This is a genomic window from Massilia rhizosphaerae (genome assembly GCF_016093545.1).
Taxonomy (GTDB): Bacteria; Pseudomonadota; Gammaproteobacteria; order Burkholderiales; family Burkholderiaceae_D; genus Telluria; species Telluria rhizosphaerae.
On the sequence record NZ_JADKYX010000001.1, the window covers coordinates 235,100 to 251,316 of the forward strand.

The 16,217-nt window shown below is 66.5% G+C and carries 14 protein-coding genes; 7 read left to right on the forward strand and 7 right to left on the reverse strand.

Going from position 1 to position 16,217, the window contains the following annotated elements:
• Positions 1-22 precede the first annotated feature (22 nt).
• Genes ISF28_RS01050 through ISF28_RS01060 form a run of 3 tightly spaced genes read right to left on the reverse strand, consistent with a single transcriptional unit; the run spans position 23 to position 1,483 of the window.
• Complete coding sequence (locus tag ISF28_RS01050; RefSeq protein ID WP_198115291.1) at positions 23-343, reverse strand: DUF2288 domain-containing protein; 321 nt, start codon at positions 341-343, stop codon at positions 23-25.
• An 18-nt stretch (positions 344-361) separates the two neighbouring features.
• Complete coding sequence (locus tag ISF28_RS01055; protein WP_198115292.1) at positions 362-1,045, reverse strand: RES family NAD+ phosphorylase; 684 nt, start codon at positions 1,043-1,045, stop codon at positions 362-364.
• Complete coding sequence (locus tag ISF28_RS01060) at positions 1,046-1,483, reverse strand: MbcA/ParS/Xre antitoxin family protein (RefSeq protein ID WP_198115293.1); 438 nt, start codon at positions 1,481-1,483, stop codon at positions 1,046-1,048.
• A gap of 160 nt (positions 1,484-1,643) precedes the next feature.
• On the opposite strand from ISF28_RS01060, the gene ISF28_RS01065 reads away from it, so the two are divergent.
• Positions 1,644-2,075 carry a YybH family protein gene (locus tag ISF28_RS01065; RefSeq protein WP_229518791.1) on the forward strand — a complete coding sequence of 144 codons (432 nt, stop codon included), beginning with the start codon at positions 1,644-1,646 and terminating at the stop codon, positions 2,073-2,075.
• Positions 2,076-2,295: 220 nt separating this feature from the next.
• Here the strand turns inward: ISF28_RS01065 and recJ are convergent, their stop codons facing one another.
• From recJ to ISF28_RS01085, 4 genes are read right to left on the reverse strand one after another with little or no spacing between them, the layout of a single operon-like run.
• Positions 2,296-3,945 (reverse strand): single-stranded-DNA-specific exonuclease RecJ, encoded by a 1,650-nt coding sequence (gene recJ, locus ISF28_RS01070; protein WP_198115647.1) that lies wholly within the window; start codon positions 3,943-3,945, stop codon positions 2,296-2,298.
• A 44-nt stretch (positions 3,946-3,989) separates the two neighbouring features.
• Complete coding sequence (locus ISF28_RS01075; RefSeq protein ID WP_198115295.1) at positions 3,990-5,054, reverse strand: hypothetical protein; 1,065 nt, start codon at positions 5,052-5,054, stop codon at positions 3,990-3,992.
• A 28-nt stretch (positions 5,055-5,082) separates the two neighbouring features.
• Positions 5,083-5,934, reverse strand: coding sequence for a ferritin-like domain-containing protein (locus tag ISF28_RS01080; protein WP_198115296.1), 852 nt, complete (start codon positions 5,932-5,934; stop codon positions 5,083-5,085).
• A gap of 18 nt (positions 5,935-5,952) precedes the next feature.
• On the reverse strand, positions 5,953-7,173 hold the full coding sequence (locus ISF28_RS01085; RefSeq protein WP_229518792.1) for a hypothetical protein: 1,221 nt from the start codon (positions 7,171-7,173) through the stop codon (positions 5,953-5,955).
• A gap of 160 nt (positions 7,174-7,333) precedes the next feature.
• On the opposite strand from ISF28_RS01085, the gene ISF28_RS01090 reads away from it, so the two are divergent.
• The 6 genes from ISF28_RS01090 (at position 7,334) to ISF28_RS01115 (ending at position 16,137) form a co-directional block, all read left to right on the forward strand.
• The gene (locus ISF28_RS01090; protein WP_198115297.1) at positions 7,334-8,599 is read left to right on the forward strand and encodes a lipoprotein-releasing ABC transporter permease subunit; all 1,266 of its coding nucleotides are present in this window, start codon (positions 7,334-7,336) and stop codon (positions 8,597-8,599) included.
• A 1-nt stretch (position 8,600) separates the two neighbouring features.
• Positions 8,601-9,296, forward strand: a complete 696-nt coding sequence (gene lolD, locus ISF28_RS01095; protein ID WP_198115298.1) for a lipoprotein-releasing ABC transporter ATP-binding protein LolD — start codon at positions 8,601-8,603, stop codon at positions 9,294-9,296.
• Between the two features lie 11 nt (positions 9,297-9,307).
• A complete protein-coding gene (locus ISF28_RS01100; protein WP_198115299.1) occupies positions 9,308-10,108 on the forward strand; it encodes a TatD family hydrolase in 801 nt (266 codons plus the stop codon).
• Positions 10,109-10,373: 265 nt separating this feature from the next.
• Positions 10,374-13,175: a type VI secretion system Vgr family protein gene (locus ISF28_RS01105; protein ID WP_198115300.1), complete on the forward strand. Its 2,802-nt coding sequence runs from the start codon at positions 10,374-10,376 to the stop codon at positions 13,173-13,175.
• A gap of 32 nt (positions 13,176-13,207) precedes the next feature.
• A complete protein-coding gene (locus ISF28_RS01110; protein WP_198115301.1) occupies positions 13,208-14,875 on the forward strand; it encodes an esterase/lipase family protein in 1,668 nt (555 codons plus the stop codon).
• Positions 14,872-16,137: a T6SS immunity protein Tli4 family protein gene (locus ISF28_RS01115; protein ID WP_198115302.1), complete on the forward strand. Its 1,266-nt coding sequence runs from the start codon at positions 14,872-14,874 to the stop codon at positions 16,135-16,137. The genes ISF28_RS01110 and ISF28_RS01115 overlap by 4 nt, the downstream gene beginning before the upstream one ends.
• Positions 16,138-16,217 lie beyond the last annotated feature (80 nt).

The window sequence follows — 16,217 nt, forward strand, 5'->3', positions numbered from 1 at the left end:
GTAGCGCACGCTGCCACGCGGCTCAATGGACGGCGTGTTTTTCCGGCTGGACGAGCACGAACGGGCTCACGACGGACGCCCACAACCGCGTCCCGGCCGCCTGCCAGGTGCGCGCCTGCACGTCCGACACCTTGGCAACCTTGCCTTCGGTCATCCAGCGGCCGACATTGGCCTTGTCGTCGTGGGCGATGCGCAGGGCGACCTCGACGAGGTCCAGTTCTTCGCTCACGTACACGACGTTGCCGTGGGCGAAGTGGCGTTCGAGCTCGGACCAGTGCACGCGGGCGGTTTCGCTGTTGATCTTGTCGTGCAGTTCCTTGTCTTTGAGAGGATCGGTCTTCATGGGTTCAGTCTTCGTGATTCACAGGGCTTCGACGGCGGGACGCGGCGAACCCGCCCATGTTAACCGATATGCATGTCCTTTGCGGGCATTGCCGACCAGGGCTGGGCGGAAGCAGGCGAGATTCGTGCCTTCGGGGTGGCGCACGCTGGGGTAGATGACGCCCATCGAGCCCGCCTCCAGCAGGTCGGCCGCGAGCGCCTGCGAGGCGCAATAGCTGTCCGGCGCGAGGCAATCCAGCCAGGCGTCGGACCCGCGCAGGTCGTGGAAGGGGGCGCTGAAGTCGGCCAGCAGCGCCTGGTAGTTCACGCTGTCGTCGAAGCGGCCGATCTCCTGGTATTCGACGGCCTTGTGGAATCCCACTTCCGCCAGCGCCGTCTCGACGTCGAACGCGCAATACCACGCGCCCCGTTCGCCATCGTTGAAGCGGCTGCCTTCCGGCCGCGCATATGTATAGGCGGAGTTGATGATGCGGAAATTCGGCACGCCGAACACGAGCTCATCCACGCCGATGCCGGGCAGCAGGCCGGATTCGCCGCGCAGGCGGTCGTTGGTGGCATTGTCGAGGTCGAACAGATCGCGCAGCATGCCTTCGCCGTCGGCCAGCGGCGCCAGCACGGAGTCTTCGAGGTCGGCGAAGCGCGACGGGATCAGGCGGCAGGTGTCGAATTGCCGCAGTGCCGTCAGGCGGGGGATGAGTTTCACTCACAGCCCTCCGCGGCGGGCGTCCAGGAGGCGGCGCACGGTCTGCATCGCGAGCAGCCCGCCGCCCAGCATATAGGCCAGCGGCGTGCGGCCGTTGAAGATCGGATTCGTGTTCGGGAGGTGGATCCATTCGTCGGCGAGCTGGTCGCCGTACAGGATGTGCAGGGCCTTGTAGATGCCGAGCAGGTAGGAAATGCGGGTGATGCGGTCGACCTCGAGGACCCGCGCGGGATGCTTCTTCCATTCGTAGAACGACGAGGACGACAGGCCGCCGAGCAGTTCGCGCGCATCGTCGTCGCGGACTTGCCAGGCAGCGGCCAGGCGGAAAAACCCTTTCAGGGCCGATTCCGACAACCGTTCGCGCTCGGAACGGGCGGACAGGTCCACGAGGACCGCCGGTTCGAACCGGCTCTTGGGGTAGGCGTAGGCGAAGCTCATGAGGATTCCTCCGGTTTTGGATTATATATACTCCGTTTCCGGATATAGCGCAAGCGTCTTGTGCGAACCGGCATGTCATGCCAGAATGCAAAGCTTATCAAACCATTATCCTTGCAAACGACGAAAAGGGGGCGCGATGCGTCTGTTGTCGATTGGGATCATGTGCATCAGCCTGCTGATGCTGGCCATGGCGAGCGCGGCGCGGCCGTCGCACGACGAGTTGAAGAAGGAGGTGGCCGCCGCGGAACGCGCCTTCGCGGCCACGATGCAGGCGCGCGACCATGCGGCGTTCACTGCCTTCCTGGCCGACGAAGCCATCTTCTTGTCCGGTCCCACGGTGCTGCGCGGGCGCGAGATGATCGCCAACGCGTGGCGCAAATATTACGTGGGCGACCGCGCGCCGTTCTCCTGGGCTCCCGAGCAGGTGGAAGTGGTCGAATCCGGCACGCTGGCCTACAGCGGCGGACGCGTCTATGATGCGGGCGGCAAGGTGATCGGACGCTTCAACTCGATCTGGCGCCTGGAAGCCCCGGGCCGCTGGAAGATCGTCTTCGACCGGGGCGAAGCACCGCCGTGCAACTGCACCCCCTGAAATTCGGGGTCAGAGCACATTTGTGGCGAAATTCGGGGTCAGAGCACATTTATAATCAATGTATGAAGAGCAACGCTTCCGGTCCGCCAGCGTCGCATGCGTGGGCGACCCAAGCCGCATGCCTCTGAAACGGTCGCCAAGCTTCACTCGAAAACATTGTTCGAAAAAGTGCTCTGACCCCGAATAAATGCTCTGACCCCGAATTTTTGGGGAGGGGTTTTTATGCCGGCTCGGCGTGCTCCACCAGCAGCTGGACTTTCGTGACGCCGTTGTATTCGTTGGCGTCCAGCCGGAACGCGACGCGTGCCTTTTCGCCCAGCACGTCCGTGTGACCGAACCAGATGGCGTCGTAGCGGCGGCCGTTGCGTTCCAGCAGTAGCTTGAGGTGCTTGTCTTTCAGGATGCGCTGGCTCACGACGCGGAATTCGTCGCAGAACACGGGCGGCGCGAAGCCCTGGCCCCACACCTGGCCGTCCAGCAGTTCGATGAATTGGGTGCTGTAGAAATCGTCTTCCAGTGGCCCGTCCGTCTCGACGATGCGTTCCAGCTGCGCTTCCGTCAGCCAGGCGCGCCCGACGGCCTCGAAGGCGTCGGCGAACGCGGCGAAATGGTCGGCGCGGATCGACAGGCCGGCCGCCATCGCGTGGCCGCCGAATTTGTCGATCAGGCCGGGCACCTTCTTCGACACGAGGTCCAGCGCGTCGCGCAGGTGAAAGCCCGGGATCGAGCGCCCGGAGCCCTTGATCCAGCCTTCGCCGGCGGGTGCAAACGTGATGGTCGGGCGATAGAATTTTTCCTTGAGGCGCGACGCGACGATGCCGATCACGCCCTGGTGCCAGCCGTCGTCGAACACGGCGATGGTGCTGGCGTGGGCCGGATCGAAATCGTCCAGGTGCAGCAGCGCCGTGCCCTGCATGTCGGCCTCGATTTCGCGCCGCTTGAGGTTGATGTCGTTGAGCTGCTGGGCGATGGCCCACGCGCGGCCCTCGTCGTCCGTGATCAGGCACTCGATCCCGAGCGACATGTCGTCCAGGCGGCCGGCGGCGTTCAGGCGCGGGCCCAGCGCGAAGCCGAGGTCGAACGGCGACGCGCAGCGCGCCTCGCGCCCCGCCACGCGGAACAGCGCCGCCACGCCCGCGTGCATGCGGCCCGCGCGCATCCGCTTCAGCCCCTGGGCGACGAGGATGCGGTTGTTGGTGTCGAGCTTGACGACGTCCGCGACGGTGCCCAGCGCGACGAGGTCGAGCAGGTTGTCGAGCTTCGGCTGCGTCTGCGCGTCGAACACGCCGCGCCGGCGCAGTTCCGCCCGCAGCGCCAGCAGCACGTAGAACACGACGCCCACGCCGGCCAGGTGCTTGCTGGGGAAGCCGCATTCCGGCTGGTTCGGGTTCACGATCACGCGCGCGTCCGGCAGCGCCTCGCCCGGCAGGTGGTGGTCGGTGACGACGACGTCGATCCCGCGCGCCTTCGCGGCCGCCACGCCGTCGATGCTGGCGATGCCGTTGTCGACCGTGATGATGATGTCCGGGGCGGTCTGCCGCGCCGTCAGTTCGACGATCTCCGGCGTCAATCCATAGCCGTACTCGAAGCGGTTCGGCACGATGTAGTCGACCTTCGCGCCCATCGCCCACAGGCCGCGCAGGGCGGTGGCGCAGGCGGTGGCGCCGTCGCAGTCGTAGTCGGCGACGATCGTCATCTTCTTGCCGGCCGCGATGGCGTCTGCGAGATAGGTGGCCGCGGCGTCGATCTGGCGCAGCGCGCCGGGCGGCACCAGGGCCGCGAGGTCGCTCGCGAGTTCGCGCGGATCGGCCAGGCCGCGCGCCGCGTACACGCGCGCCAGCACGGGGTGGATCCCGCCCTGGCGCAGCATTTCGGACAGTCGTACGGGGCAGGGCCGGATGGAGATGCGGGTCTTCAAAGCAGTCGTTCCAGGGTCGGACGGCGCCAGAATTTACGCTGCGCCATCGGGGTCGTTGTCGTTTCGAGGTGGCCGTCGCGGTGGCTCAGCACGAGGCGCACCGTCTTGATGCGCCCGCGTCCCAGCGCCGCGAGCAGCGGCGCGAACAGTCCGGTTTCCAGACGCTGCATCTGCTGCAGCCAACCGCTCCAGTCGGACGCGATGCCGGGCGCCGCCACGTTGCCGCAGGCGAGCAGCCAGTCGCCGCCGTCGTCGAGCAGGGCGTCGAGTTCAGCGAGGTCGGCCAGGCGACGCTCGGCCAGCGCCGTCAGCCAGCCCGGCGCCTCGAACGCGGCCACGCGCGGGCGCGCGGCCGCCTTGCCGGCCGCCTTCGCGACCAGTTGCTGGGCGTGCTCGGTCGCGATGCTGGCATTCCCCCACGGCCAGAAGGAATTGATCGGCAGCTGGCCGCGGGCCTCGCGCGCGGCATTGGCCGGGTCCGTGAACCACGTCACCTGCACGTCGTTCTGCAGCTTGCGGAAGGCGCGTGCCTGCGGGCCGGACGGCATCCAGTCCGTCAGGTTCATGTTCACGGCCGCGTCCGGGCTCGCCGTCGCGATCTCGGTCCAGTCGTCGGCGCGCATGAACCAGGTGTCGGGGCCGCCCCACACCAGCGCATGGCCGGCGTCCTCGAAGCAGGGCCGGGCGCTGTCGAACAGGGCGCGCGCTTCGGGCTCGCGCAGGTCGAGCGCGCGCGTGTCGCCCATCTGCAGGTGCGTGCGCGCGATCTGGATGTGCGTCGGATTCACGACGAACCACATGCCGCCTTCCGGATCCAGGCCCAGGCCGCGCATGGCGCTGGCCGCCACGCCCGGGACGAGGCCGCGCGCCAGGCCCAGCGCCCGCGCGACCCACAGTTCGTGCGGCAGCACGCGCGCCTCGGCGTCCAGCGGGCGGTATTGGTCGGTTGATGTTTTTGACAACAGGGTGGCCAGGGCCGGCGCCTGCAGGGCGCGGGTCAGGTCGGGCGCGAATTCTGGAGCGGGGAGGGCGAACGGCAGGACGAGCGAAATGTGGGCCATCCCGGTATTGTAGGCGAAATTGGACGGTTCAGATATCGGCGCCCAGCATGCCGTCCGTGCCCGGGAGGGGCGTCGTGACGTCGGGCGTGGAGGTGGGCGCCGTCGACGCGTCGGGCGGCAGGCCGGCCGACCCGCCCGGCGGCAGCATGCCCGTGGCGGGCGTGAGGCCGATCGCCTCGTGATACCAGCCCTGCACGAGCGCCAGGTGGCGGTGCTCGTCCTCCAGCGCCAGGGTGAAACCGGCCACGAGGTCGTCCTGGCCCGCCTCGCCCGCCAGGGCGATCAGGGTTTCCCAGCCGGCGCGGTCGACCAGCTCGACCGTGAGGAGGGCGTGCAGCGACTGCGCCAGGCTCGTGCGCGGATCGACCAGCACCTGCACGAAGCCCTGCGATTCGACGCCGGTGACGTCCGCGCTGGGCGTCTGCGCCGTCGGGTCGCCGCCCAGCGATTCGATCGCGTCCTTGAGCAGCAGGAAGTGGCGCGCCTCGTCGCGGCGGATGCCGGCCACGTGCTCGCGCGTCATGCCCGCCGGGCCGTGCGGCACGACGTCGCATTTCGCCAGCAGCGCGTCGTACAGCCGGGTGCCCGTCCGTTCGAAGGCGAGGCGTTCGCCCAATTTGTCGAGCAGGATCTGCGGCCGGTCGCCCTTGAGCATGTGCATGCCCATGCTGACGGCGCCCGCCACCGTGCCGGGCAGCGGCAGCGAGCCGATGGCGTCCGCGCCCGCGATGTACGCTTCGCGCGCATCCGCGAGCGCGCGCTCGTCGCCGGGTGCGCCGCGGATGGGGACGTTCTCGCCGCCCTGCATCGCGGCCGTGTCGATCGGTGACATCTGGATCCCGGTCCGGTTCATGCCCATGTGTTCGGTTTGCTGTGCCATGTCACCTCCCGTTGACCTTCAGGGCATTACGACGCCGCCCTGGTTGGCGGGCATGGACGCCTGCAGGGCCGTCGTGCCCGCCGCGCCATGGCTGACGAGCTCCGTGCCCGGCGTCCAGACGTAGCCCGCCGCCACGACCTCGCTGGGCGCGCCGTCGGCGTTCAGCTGGCGGCGATAATCGATGCTGGCCTGGTCCTCGTGCGCCTTCGGCACGATCTGGGTGCCGAGCGCGCGCAGATCGACCTCGCTGGCGAGCACCTTGCGCACGTAGTCGCGCTGGCTGCGCAACTCGATGGGACGGGGGAACGCGTCCACGATCTCGGCCGGATCGCGCCGTTCGTAGCGCCGGAAGGCCTCGGCGGCCAGGTGGAAATGGCCCAGCTCGTAGTCGAGGCACCGTTCCCAGACGGCCTTGACATGGTGGTTCGTCTCCGTCTCCACGCAACTGTAATAGGTGTAGCACTCGTTCGCCTCGTGCAGCATCCATTGCTCGACCCACGTCTCGGTGGGGTCCAGCAGCGATTCGTACTGCGTGACGTGCTGCTCCTCCACCGAGGCGATCTCCGCGTACAGCTGGCGCGCCACCGGGTCGGCGAACGTCGGCCCCACGTTCATGTAATAGTCGTGGGCCCGCGCCTCGACCGCCGTGACGGTCAGCGCGTGCAGCTTGCTGAGCATCGCGGCCATGCTGCGGTCGTACGGGATGCGCAGGTCGTCGCGCGGCGCCCGGTGGTGTTCGAGCGTGGGACGGCCGGGGAGGATGTCCGTATAGCTCTGCAGGATATTGTTGGCATCCTTGCCCTCCACGCGGTCGAGCAACGCGGCGTAGCGGTACAGGTGGTCGAAGTCTTCCAGCAGGCCGAAACGGTAGACCTGGGACAGGTAGCTGTCGGGCTCGGCCTTGGCCACGCTGGCCGTCAGCTCGATGGCCAGCTGTTCGTGGGCGATCGTCGTCTCGAGCGGCGAGTGGTCGGACGAGAGCAGGCCGCCCACCAGCGTGGCCTGGTGCTGTTCCACGCGGCGCACGTCGGCCAGCGGCTGGCGCAGCGCCAGGTTGCAGCGCGCCGCCATGTGCGAAAAGCGCAGCGCCTCCAGCTCGATGCCGTGCATGAGGATGACGCGCATGCGCGTGAAGGCATCGTCGTCCAGCTTGCTGATCGGCTTGCGCACCATGTCGCGCCACGTGGTGCGCTGCCGGTCGAGCGGCGTGCCCTTGGAATCGAAGACGGAGAATGCCATGGTCGACCTCCTGTCTGCATTCGATAGCCCTTTGCGTCCGGAGTTCCGGACATTTTCCGGTGTGTGCGCGACAGAAAAAGTACTTCCAATTGTGACAATGCCCCACATGGATGAGCGTTGTGTGGCAAACTGCGGGACCCGAGCATTTACCCCGGAGCCCATGAGCCTCATTCACAAACTGCCGTACGAATGGCTGGTCGGCCTGCGCTACACGCGCGCCGGCAAGCGCAGCAGCCGCAACAGCTTCATCTCCTTCATTTCACTGATCTCCGTGTCCGGCATCGCCCTCGGGGTGGCCGCGCTGATCGTCGTGCTGTCGGTGATGAACGGGTTCCAGAAGCAGGTGACGGACCGCATGCTGTCCGTGCTCGCCCACATCGAAGTGTTCGACGCGAGCGGCGCCATGCCGAACTGGCGCCAGGCCGAGCAGGAAGCCTTCCGCAACCCGGCCGTGCGCGGCGCCGCGCCGTTCGTCGAGACCCAGGGCCTGCTCGTGCGCGAGGATGCGATGAAGCCGGCCGTCATCCGCGGCATCCTGCCGTCGGAAGAGCCCAAGGTCTCGGACGTCGCCAAGCAGATGCGCCAGGGCAGTATCGACACCCTGAAACCGGGCGAGTTCAACATCGTGCTCGGCTACGCGCTGGCGCGTTCGCTGGGCGTGGGCATCGGCGACAAGGTCAACATGATGCTGGCCCAGGGCGAGACGACGCCGGCCGGCATGGTGCCGCGCTCCCGCGTGTTCACCGTGACGGGCATCTTCGAGGCGGGCCACTACGAGTTCGACTCGTCGCTCGCGTTCATCGACATCGAGGATGCCGAGCGCATGGAACGCCTGGACGCGCCGAACGGCCTGCGCCTGCGCATCGCCGACATGCACGACGCCCCGTTCGTGGCCCAGGAACTCAAGCGCGGCATGTCGGGCGACCTGATCGTGCGCGACTGGTCGCAGCAGAACGCCAACTGGTTCGCCGCCGTGCAGACCGAGAAGCGCATGATGTTCATCATCCTGACGCTCATCATCGCGGTGGCCGCGTTCAACCTCGTCTCGACCCTCGTCATGACGGTGACGGAGAAGCAGCCCGACATCGCCATCCTGCGCACGCTGGGCGCGTCGCCGCGCTCGATCACGAAGATCTTCATGATCCAGGGCGCGCTCGTCGGCATCATGGGGACGGCCGCCGGCGTGGGGCTGGGCGTGCTGGTGGCGCTGAACATCGACGTCATCGTGCCGTTCATCGAACACCTGCTGGGCGTGCAGTTCCTGTCCAAGGACATCTACCTGATCAGCGAAATGCCGTCCGACCTGCGCTGGCCGGACGTCTTCAAGATCGGCGGCGTCTCGGTGCTGCTGGCCTTCGTCGCGACCATCTACCCGAGCTGGTCGGCGTCGCGTGTGAAACCGGCGGAGGCCCTGCGTTATGAGTAACATGAGTAATATGAACCTCAACACGTCCGTCCTGGCCTGCCGCGGCGTCGGCAAGACCTTCCGCCAGGGCGATTATGCCGTGCAGGTATTGGACAACATCGACTTCGCCATCGGCCGCGGCGAACGCGTCGCCATCGTCGGCGCGTCCGGCTCCGGCAAGTCGACCCTGCTGCACATCCTGGGCGGCCTCGATACGCCCAGCACGGGCATCGTCACCCTGCAGGGCGAGGATTTCGCCACCCTGTCCGAGACGCGCCGGGGCGAACTGCGCAACCGCTCGCTCGGCTTCGTCTACCAGTTCCACCACCTGCTGCCCGAATTCACGGCGCTCGACAACGTCGCGATGCCCTTGCTGATCCGGCGCGTGAAGCGCGACGAAGCCCTCGCGCGCGCGCAAGCCATCCTCGCCCGCGTGGGCCTGACGAAGCGGGGCATCCACCGGCCGGGCGAACTGTCCGGCGGCGAGCGCCAGCGCGTGGCGCTGGCCCGGGCCCTCGTCACGGAACCGGCCTGCGTGCTGGCCGACGAACCGACCGGCAACCTCGACCACGCGACGGCGCAGGGCATCTTCGACCTGATGCTGGAACTGTCGAAGAACCTCGGCACCGCCTTCGTGATCGTCACGCACGATCCGGAACTGGCCGGCCGCTGCGATCGCATGCTGCGCATGACGGAACACGGCCTGCAGCCGGCTTGAGCCGACATCCCATGTGGATCGACACCCACTGCCACCTCGACGCCCACGAATTCGGCGCGGAATCCGCCGGCATCGCGGGGCGCGCGGCGGCGGCGGGCGTCGGGATGATCGTGATCCCGGCCGTCGAGCGGGGCAATTTCGACGTCGTGCGCGCGCTGGCGGCCGCCGTCCCGAACGCCAGCTATGCGCTGGGCATTCACCCGATCTACGTGCCGCGGGCGACGGACGACGACCTGCTCGAGCTGCGCCGCCAGGCCGAGGCATCGCTGGCCGATCCGCGTTTCGTGGCCATCGGCGAGATCGGCCTGGACTTCTTCATCCCGATGCTGTGCGAACCCGAACTTCGGGCGAAGCAGGAACGCTTCCTGCGCGAGCAGCTGCGCATCGCGCGCGACTTCGGTCTGCCCGTCCTGACCCACGTGCGGCGCTCGCAGGACCAGGTGCTCAAGCACGTGCGCCAGATCCGGCCCCCGGGCGGCATCGCGCACGCCTTCAACGGCAGCTTCCAGCAGGCGCGGGCCTTCATCGACGCGGGCTTCCACCTCGGCTTCGGCGGCGCCATGACCTTTACGCGCGCGCTGCAGATCCGCCGGCTCGCGGCCGACCTGCCGCTCGATGCCATCGTGCTCGAGACGGACGCGCCGGACATCGCGCCGGCCTGGATCCAGCCGGGCCGCAACAGCCCTGAACAATTGCCCGCGATCGGCGCCGTGCTGGCCGGACTGCGCGCCGTCGACGCGGAGGCCGTGCGCGCGGCCACCCACGCCAACGCGCTGGCCGCGCTGCCGCGCCTGGCCGCACTGCGGGCCTGAGCACCGCCCGCGCATGCGGCGCGCATGATGCACATGGGTCGTACCCGGCGCCGATCGCCGCGCCGCGCGACCGTGTGCGCGTCGTCCCGGTTCCCGCCTGTTCGCACCAGCGCATCGCGCGACACCCAGCGGCGCGGCGCGTGCGACCATCCACACGCGCCCAAGTTCGCCCCGGTGCACTCTGACCCAAACCAATCCCGCGCCGGTTGAAGCATGGAAGAATCGATTCTCGTGCCGCACCTGCGGCGTGTTCACGGGAGAGACAGTGGAAAGCGCGAGCGAGTTCCTGCGGGTTCTGCAGCACGAAAAGGTCCTGAGCACCGCGCACCGGCCGTTGCGCCTGCGCCTGGCCCACGGCGGCCAGCTCGCCGAGGACGTGCTGCTGCCCCAGCGGGTGGCCGGGAGCGAAGCGGTCTGCGGCGGCATCGACTACCGCATCGGCTGCCTCGCCAGCAGCCCGCACATCGCGCTCAAGGATCTCATCGCGCTGCCGGCCGAACTCCAGTTCGTCACCGACCGCGGCCAGCTCCGCAGCGTCTGCGGCATCGTCACGGAGGCACGGGCCGGCGACGCCGACGGCGGCCTGGCCGGCTACGAACTGGTGCTGCGCGACGTGTTCGCCGTGATGGAAAAGCGCACTAACAGCCGCGTGTTCCGCTACCAGAACGAGCTCGAGATCGTGCAGGTGCTGTGCGACGAATGGCGCCAATCGAACACGGTGCTGGCCAATGCGTTCGAGCTGGAGCTCGACCCGCTGTTCGACATGCGCCAGTTCCCGCCGCGCGAACAGACGATGCAGTACAACGAATCCGACGCCGCCTTCGTGCGCCGCCTGCTCAAGCGGCGCGGCATCGCGTGGTTGTTCCGGCCGGGCCGCAGCCGCGGCAGCCCCGTCGACCCCGCGCACGACCGCACGCCCGCGCACACGCTGGTGCTGTTCAACGACCCGAACAGCCTGCCGCGCAACGCGGCCGGCACCGTGCGCTACCACCGCGACAGCATGGCCGACGGCCGCGACACCGTCTCTTCCTGGCGCGCCGCGCGCCGCCTGCAGCCGGGCGTCGCCACGCGCCACAGCTGGGACTACAAGAATCCCGACGCCTTTCAATTCATGACGGCCACCGCGCGCAGCAACGTCGACCAGGGCCCCAGCGGCAACACGCTGGCCGCCTCGCTGGACGACTACCTGATCGAAATGCCGCATGCCGGCAACGATGTCGAAGACCATTGGCGCCTGGGCCACGTGCGCATGAGCCGCCACGAATTCGAATCGAAATGCTTCCAGGGCGAGGGCAGCGTGCGCGATTTCTGCGCCGGCCAGTACTTCGCGCTCGAAGGTCATCCCGAAATCGACACCCACCCGGCATCCGAGCGCGACTTCGTGATCACGGAGCTGCACGTCGTGGCCGACAACAACCTGCCGCGCGACCTCGACCGCCACGCGGCGCGCCTGGCCGCCGACCCCGCGCTGAGCGCCTTGCCGCCCCCGCGCGCGGGCGACGGCCAGGCGCGCGTGCGCGTCAGCTTCACCGCCGTGCGGCGCGGGATTCCCATCGTGCCGGCGTACGACCCGCGAACGGACCTGCCGCACCCGCAGCTGCAGAGCGCCATCGTCGTGGGCCCGGCCGGCGAGGACGTCCATTGCGATGCGCTGGGCCGCGTGAAGATCCGCTTCCCGGGCATGCGTTCGGTCGATCATCGCCACGCGCACGGCGCCGGCGCGTCCGGTTCGCCGGCCGATTCGGCCTGGGTCCGCGTGGCCTCGAACTGGGCCGGCAACGGCAACGGCAGCCAGCAGCAGGCCGGCGCGCTGTCGCTGCCGCGCGTGGGCAGCGAGGTGCTGGTGGCGTTCCTCGGGGGCGACCCGGACCGCCCGATCATCCTCGCGCAGCTGTACAACCAGCGCACGGCGCCGCCCGCGTTCAGCCAGACGGGCGCATTGCCGGGCAACCGCTACGTGTCCGGCACGCGCACGCACGAGGTCCAGGGCGCGCGCGGCAACCAGCTGCGCTTCGACGACACGCGCGGCGAGATCAGCGCGCAACTGGCCAGCGACCACGGCACGTCGGAACTGAACCTCGGCTGGATGACGCGCCCCCGCGCCGACGGCAGCGGCACGCCGCGCGGCGAGGGCGCGGAGTTGCGCAGCGACCTCGCCGTCGCGGTGCGCGGCGCCCAGGGCGTCCTGATCAGCGCCGAGGCGAGCCCGCACGCGGAGGGCGGCCAGCTCGACCGCGCAGGCCTGGCCGGCCTCGCCGACGTCATGCAGGGCATCCTCGACGAAGTGGGCAAGCTGGCCGCCGTCCACACGGACGACGAACCGACCGGCAAGCGCCTCGCGGCCCTCGTCGACAAGCTGAAACGCTGGCACGCGGGCAGCAACGTGGCGGAAGGCGCGGCCGGCGGCGGCGAACCCATCCTGGCGGCGACGGCCCCGAACGGCATCATCATCGCCAGCAACGACAGCCTTGCACTGGGCGCGAGCGCCAAGGTGGACGTCGTCAGCGCGGGCGACGCCGAGATCGCGGCCGGCAAGAACATCTTCGTGCGCGCGGCCCGCCGTCTGAGCCTGTTCGCCCACGAGCTGGGCGTGCGGCTCGTCGCGGGCCGCGGCGACATCGTCATCCACACGCACCTGGGCAATATCCAGATCAAATCGGCGGGACGCATCAGCCTCGTCGCCGCCGAGCGCATCGAGCTGGAGGCGCCGGACGTGAAAATCATCGCGCCGGGCGCCCAGACCGACTGGGCGGGCGGCACGGTGACCCAGCAGACGAGCGGCCGCCAGGTGTTCAAGGCCGCCGGCTTCGACCACCTCGGGCCGAGCGGCGCGACGCCGGAGGGCGTCCGGATGCCGACGTCGCACCTGCACACGGACGAATACGTGGTGCTCCGCCACGAGCAGACCGGCAAGCCGGTCCCGAACCAACGCTACCAGGCGACGTTCGAAGACGGCCGCACCGTCACCGGACGCACCGACGCGGAAGGCCGCACCTCGTTGCTGATCGGCGAAATGATCGGCGGCGTGGCGATGACCTTCCTCCCCGACGACGACACCGCCCGCTGACCCGGGCCCGAACCCTTGACCACGGAGCGCGCATGCCAGACCCGACCCGCCCCTTGCCGAACCTCGTCCCGCAGCCGGACGGCAGCTGGACCGGCCGAACCGTCCTGACACCGACCTCGTTCACGACGCGCGGCTTGTTCACGCTGCCGTCGTCGAAGGTCATTCCGGTTATTGTCGTGCCGGGCATCATGGGGACGAATTTGAGGGCGGCGACCAGTCCGGCGAAGAGGGCGAATGAGGTGCTCAGTCCAGGAGAACCGGCGTGGCGGGCGCCGAATGGGACGTTCGAGGGGCTGAATACGGCGCGCCGTTGGAGGAGAATCGATCCATATCGACGTGAAAATATTCTGGATCCGGGCACACTTGAAGTCGACAACCGTGGCGACATCCATTTGCCGCTGGAGGCGCGCAACTATGGCACGACCGAGGCGGAGGTGCGCCAGCGCTGGTGGGGCGAGGTTCATTGGGACTCTTATGGTGCCTTGCTGTATGGCCTGCATGTCGGCCTCAATCATACCTTTGAGATGGATCCACTCGATAATGTGCGCGTGATATGCAGTCACTGGAAAGCCGTAATGGAATGTGATCCAGTGAAGTGGGGAGTGCGCAATATCGACAAACTTACCGAACCTGAACTGGAGAAGTACGCAGGCTATTACTATCCGGTTTATGCCTGTGGTTACAACTGGTTGGATTCCTGCGAGGACTCGGCCAGGTGGCTGCGTCAGCGCATTGAACGCATTATGGCGTTCTGGACTGAGCGCAAGCGCGAATGCAAGCAAGTGATTCTGGTGACTCATTCGATGGGTGGGTTGGTCGCGCGCGCATGTGCAAAACAGATTCCGCACCGCATCTTAGGGGTCATTCACGGCGCGATGCCGGCCCTCGGAGCGCCGGTTTGTTACCGACGTATTGCCTGCGGAACTGAGAAATGGAGCCCAAGTAATAGCGATGTCGATAATGTGAAGGCTGGCTATGTGGCCGAAATTTTGGGTGAAATGCCGAAAGATACTATGGCCGTGATGGCAACATCGCCAGGCGCCTTGCAATTGTTGCCCAACCATCTGTATCCGCAGCCCTGGTTGCACATTTCTCTGGTGAGTCGGATCAATAACAAAGACGTACCACGTGATGTCGTGCATTTACCGGTCGGCAACCCGTACGACATGTATCGGGATTTGGACGCCTGGTATCGGTTGGTCGACCCAGATTTGGTGGATCCCGCGCGCAGATACAAGGGCAAATCGGGCGCTCGCGGAGCCACATGGAAGGCGATTAGTAGCGCTGAAAAATTTCATCGTGAGACGTTGGGCACGTATTACCACCCTAACACATATGCTTTCTACGGCGCCGATCCCGCGCACATGTCTTTCGGAGCGGTTCGATGGGTGGCACGTGATCCGGTTGCCGGTGCAGTTTTTACAGAATCAAATTTGCGCAGCGCCGTTGGCATTGGCTACGACTCCACGGGAGGGCGGCGCGTGCGGGTCGAGGGGCGCACCAATCTTCACTTCGTCCCTGCTCGTCAAGACGTGGCTGGGGACGGTACCGTTCCGCACCAGTCTGGCGCCGGGCCACGCGGAAAAGTCGGTCAGTTATTCGATGTTCGTGGTTTCGACCACCAGGGCGCGTTCAATAATGACGCGGTCCTGTTGCTGACTCATCATCTTATCGTCAAGCTCGTTCAAAAGCTGCCATGAAAGGGACGATGACACATGGGCGGAAAAAACTGGCGGTCCTGCTGTTTGCAGCGGGCTTTGTCGCTGCATGGGCGGCAGGGCAACTACGACGTTCGCGTGACAGGGCCATGGTGACCAATATGATGGGGCAGAAGCAAACGGTATGCGTCGGTCGGTTTTTGGTTGACTTGCCTACGGCGACGGAGTTCAGCCTGTCGGGCGAACGGATTGCCGGCTTTGAAATTGACACGGTCGAGGAGAGCAAAGCTGCGTTCACGGACCGCGTGGCAGCTCGCGAAGCTGAGATCAGGGCACATGACGCAACTGACGACCGTACCGGCGAAGGCGGGATGATAGACGCTCATAACTTACCTGTTCCGAGTCTTTTCGGACGCTCGTTTATCTATGGGCGCAGCCGAGGTTACCTAATGGACGGCGACCGACGCATTGATATGGAGTCGGTATCGGTCGAATCCCATGCGCACTTAAAAGGTCTAAGTTTTACGCTTTCGGCGACAAGTGTTCAAGAAGACAGGGTCAAGGAAGCCGAAGCTTTGTTGGCACGACTACAGGTTCGTGGTGAAAATGAAATTCCTAGTGCGCCGGGCTTCTGTATTTGGCGCGCAGTTTTCGCTGAACCGCTACCTAAGCACAAATCCGAGTGGATAACGCTGCATGTCGGCCTGCCCGGTCATCCTGACGTCGGGATGGCCTTCGGCAGCGCAGCTAGTGCCAGCACGGATAGTACGTTGCTCGAGCGTATCGAACATACTGATGCCGAAGCCAGGATCATTGAGAGGTTAAGAGTGACTAAGCTGCGCTCGGGCAAGCGCAGTATCAATGGTATCGATGGCGAGGAAGAGATCGAGCGTGTACGTGAGTTGAACTTCACGACCGGGTACAGTTTCGTGCGGGAGTCGCAAGGGTCCCCAGACGATTTGTCGCAGCCATATTTGCTGATGAACATGGAAACTGGGACCAATCCACGTCCGGGCGGTAGGCCAGTCAAGTCGAGCTTGGATGAAGACGCAGCGCTTGCGCTGTGGGACTACATCACGTTGTCCATCCGACGTCGGCCGACGCGCGTAATCCCAAGTGTTCACGAATCGAAACCGGTGCCGTTTTCTGACCGGGATTTCTTACAATCGGACAATAATCTGCGTGTGTCAAGCGATGTAATGTCTGATAAACGTGAGTTAGCCGACCGGACAAGGTTCAAGCTGCAAACCACTTGGTCGTTGGCACCCAATTCCATCGCTAAGCTGGTATCGACGTTGCCATGACGCGAACGAGGAAGCGCGGATGGCGTGAGCTTGTTGTCTTGCTCGCAGCTCTCGCCTGTGCGGGTACCTGGGCCGCCAAT

What these genes read in the sequence shown, in the direction of transcription:
- ISF28_RS01050 (WP_198115291.1), bottom strand. Translation starts at nt 343, where the DNA reads ATGAAGACCGATCCTCTCAAAGACAAGGAACTGCACGACAAGATCAAC.
- ISF28_RS01080 (WP_198115296.1), bottom strand. Translation starts at nt 5,934, where the DNA reads ATGGCACAGCAAACCGAACACATGGGCATGAACCGGACCGGGATCCAG.
- ISF28_RS01100 (WP_198115299.1), top strand. Translation starts at nt 9,308, where the DNA reads ATGTGGATCGACACCCACTGCCACCTCGACGCCCACGAATTCGGCGCG.
- ISF28_RS01115 (WP_198115302.1), top strand. Translation starts at nt 14,872, where the DNA reads ATGAAAGGGACGATGACACATGGGCGGAAAAAACTGGCGGTCCTGCTG.
- ISF28_RS01110 (WP_198115301.1), top strand. Translation starts at nt 13,208, where the DNA reads ATGCCAGACCCGACCCGCCCCTTGCCGAACCTCGTCCCGCAGCCGGAC.
- lolD (WP_198115298.1), top strand. Translation starts at nt 8,601, where the DNA reads ATGAGTAATATGAACCTCAACACGTCCGTCCTGGCCTGCCGCGGCGTC.
- recJ (WP_198115647.1), bottom strand. Translation starts at nt 3,945, where the DNA reads ATGCTGCGCCAGGGCGGGATCCACCCCGTGCTGGCGCGCGTGTACGCG.
- ISF28_RS01085 (WP_229518792.1), bottom strand. Translation starts at nt 7,173, where the DNA reads ATGGCATTCTCCGTCTTCGATTCCAAGGGCACGCCGCTCGACCGGCAG.
- ISF28_RS01065 (WP_229518791.1), top strand. Translation starts at nt 1,644, where the DNA reads ATGTGCATCAGCCTGCTGATGCTGGCCATGGCGAGCGCGGCGCGGCCG.
- ISF28_RS01090 (WP_198115297.1), top strand. Translation starts at nt 7,334, where the DNA reads ATGAGCCTCATTCACAAACTGCCGTACGAATGGCTGGTCGGCCTGCGC.
- ISF28_RS01075 (WP_198115295.1), bottom strand. Translation starts at nt 5,054, where the DNA reads ATGGCCCACATTTCGCTCGTCCTGCCGTTCGCCCTCCCCGCTCCAGAA.
- ISF28_RS01060 (WP_198115293.1), bottom strand. Translation starts at nt 1,483, where the DNA reads ATGAGCTTCGCCTACGCCTACCCCAAGAGCCGGTTCGAACCGGCGGTC.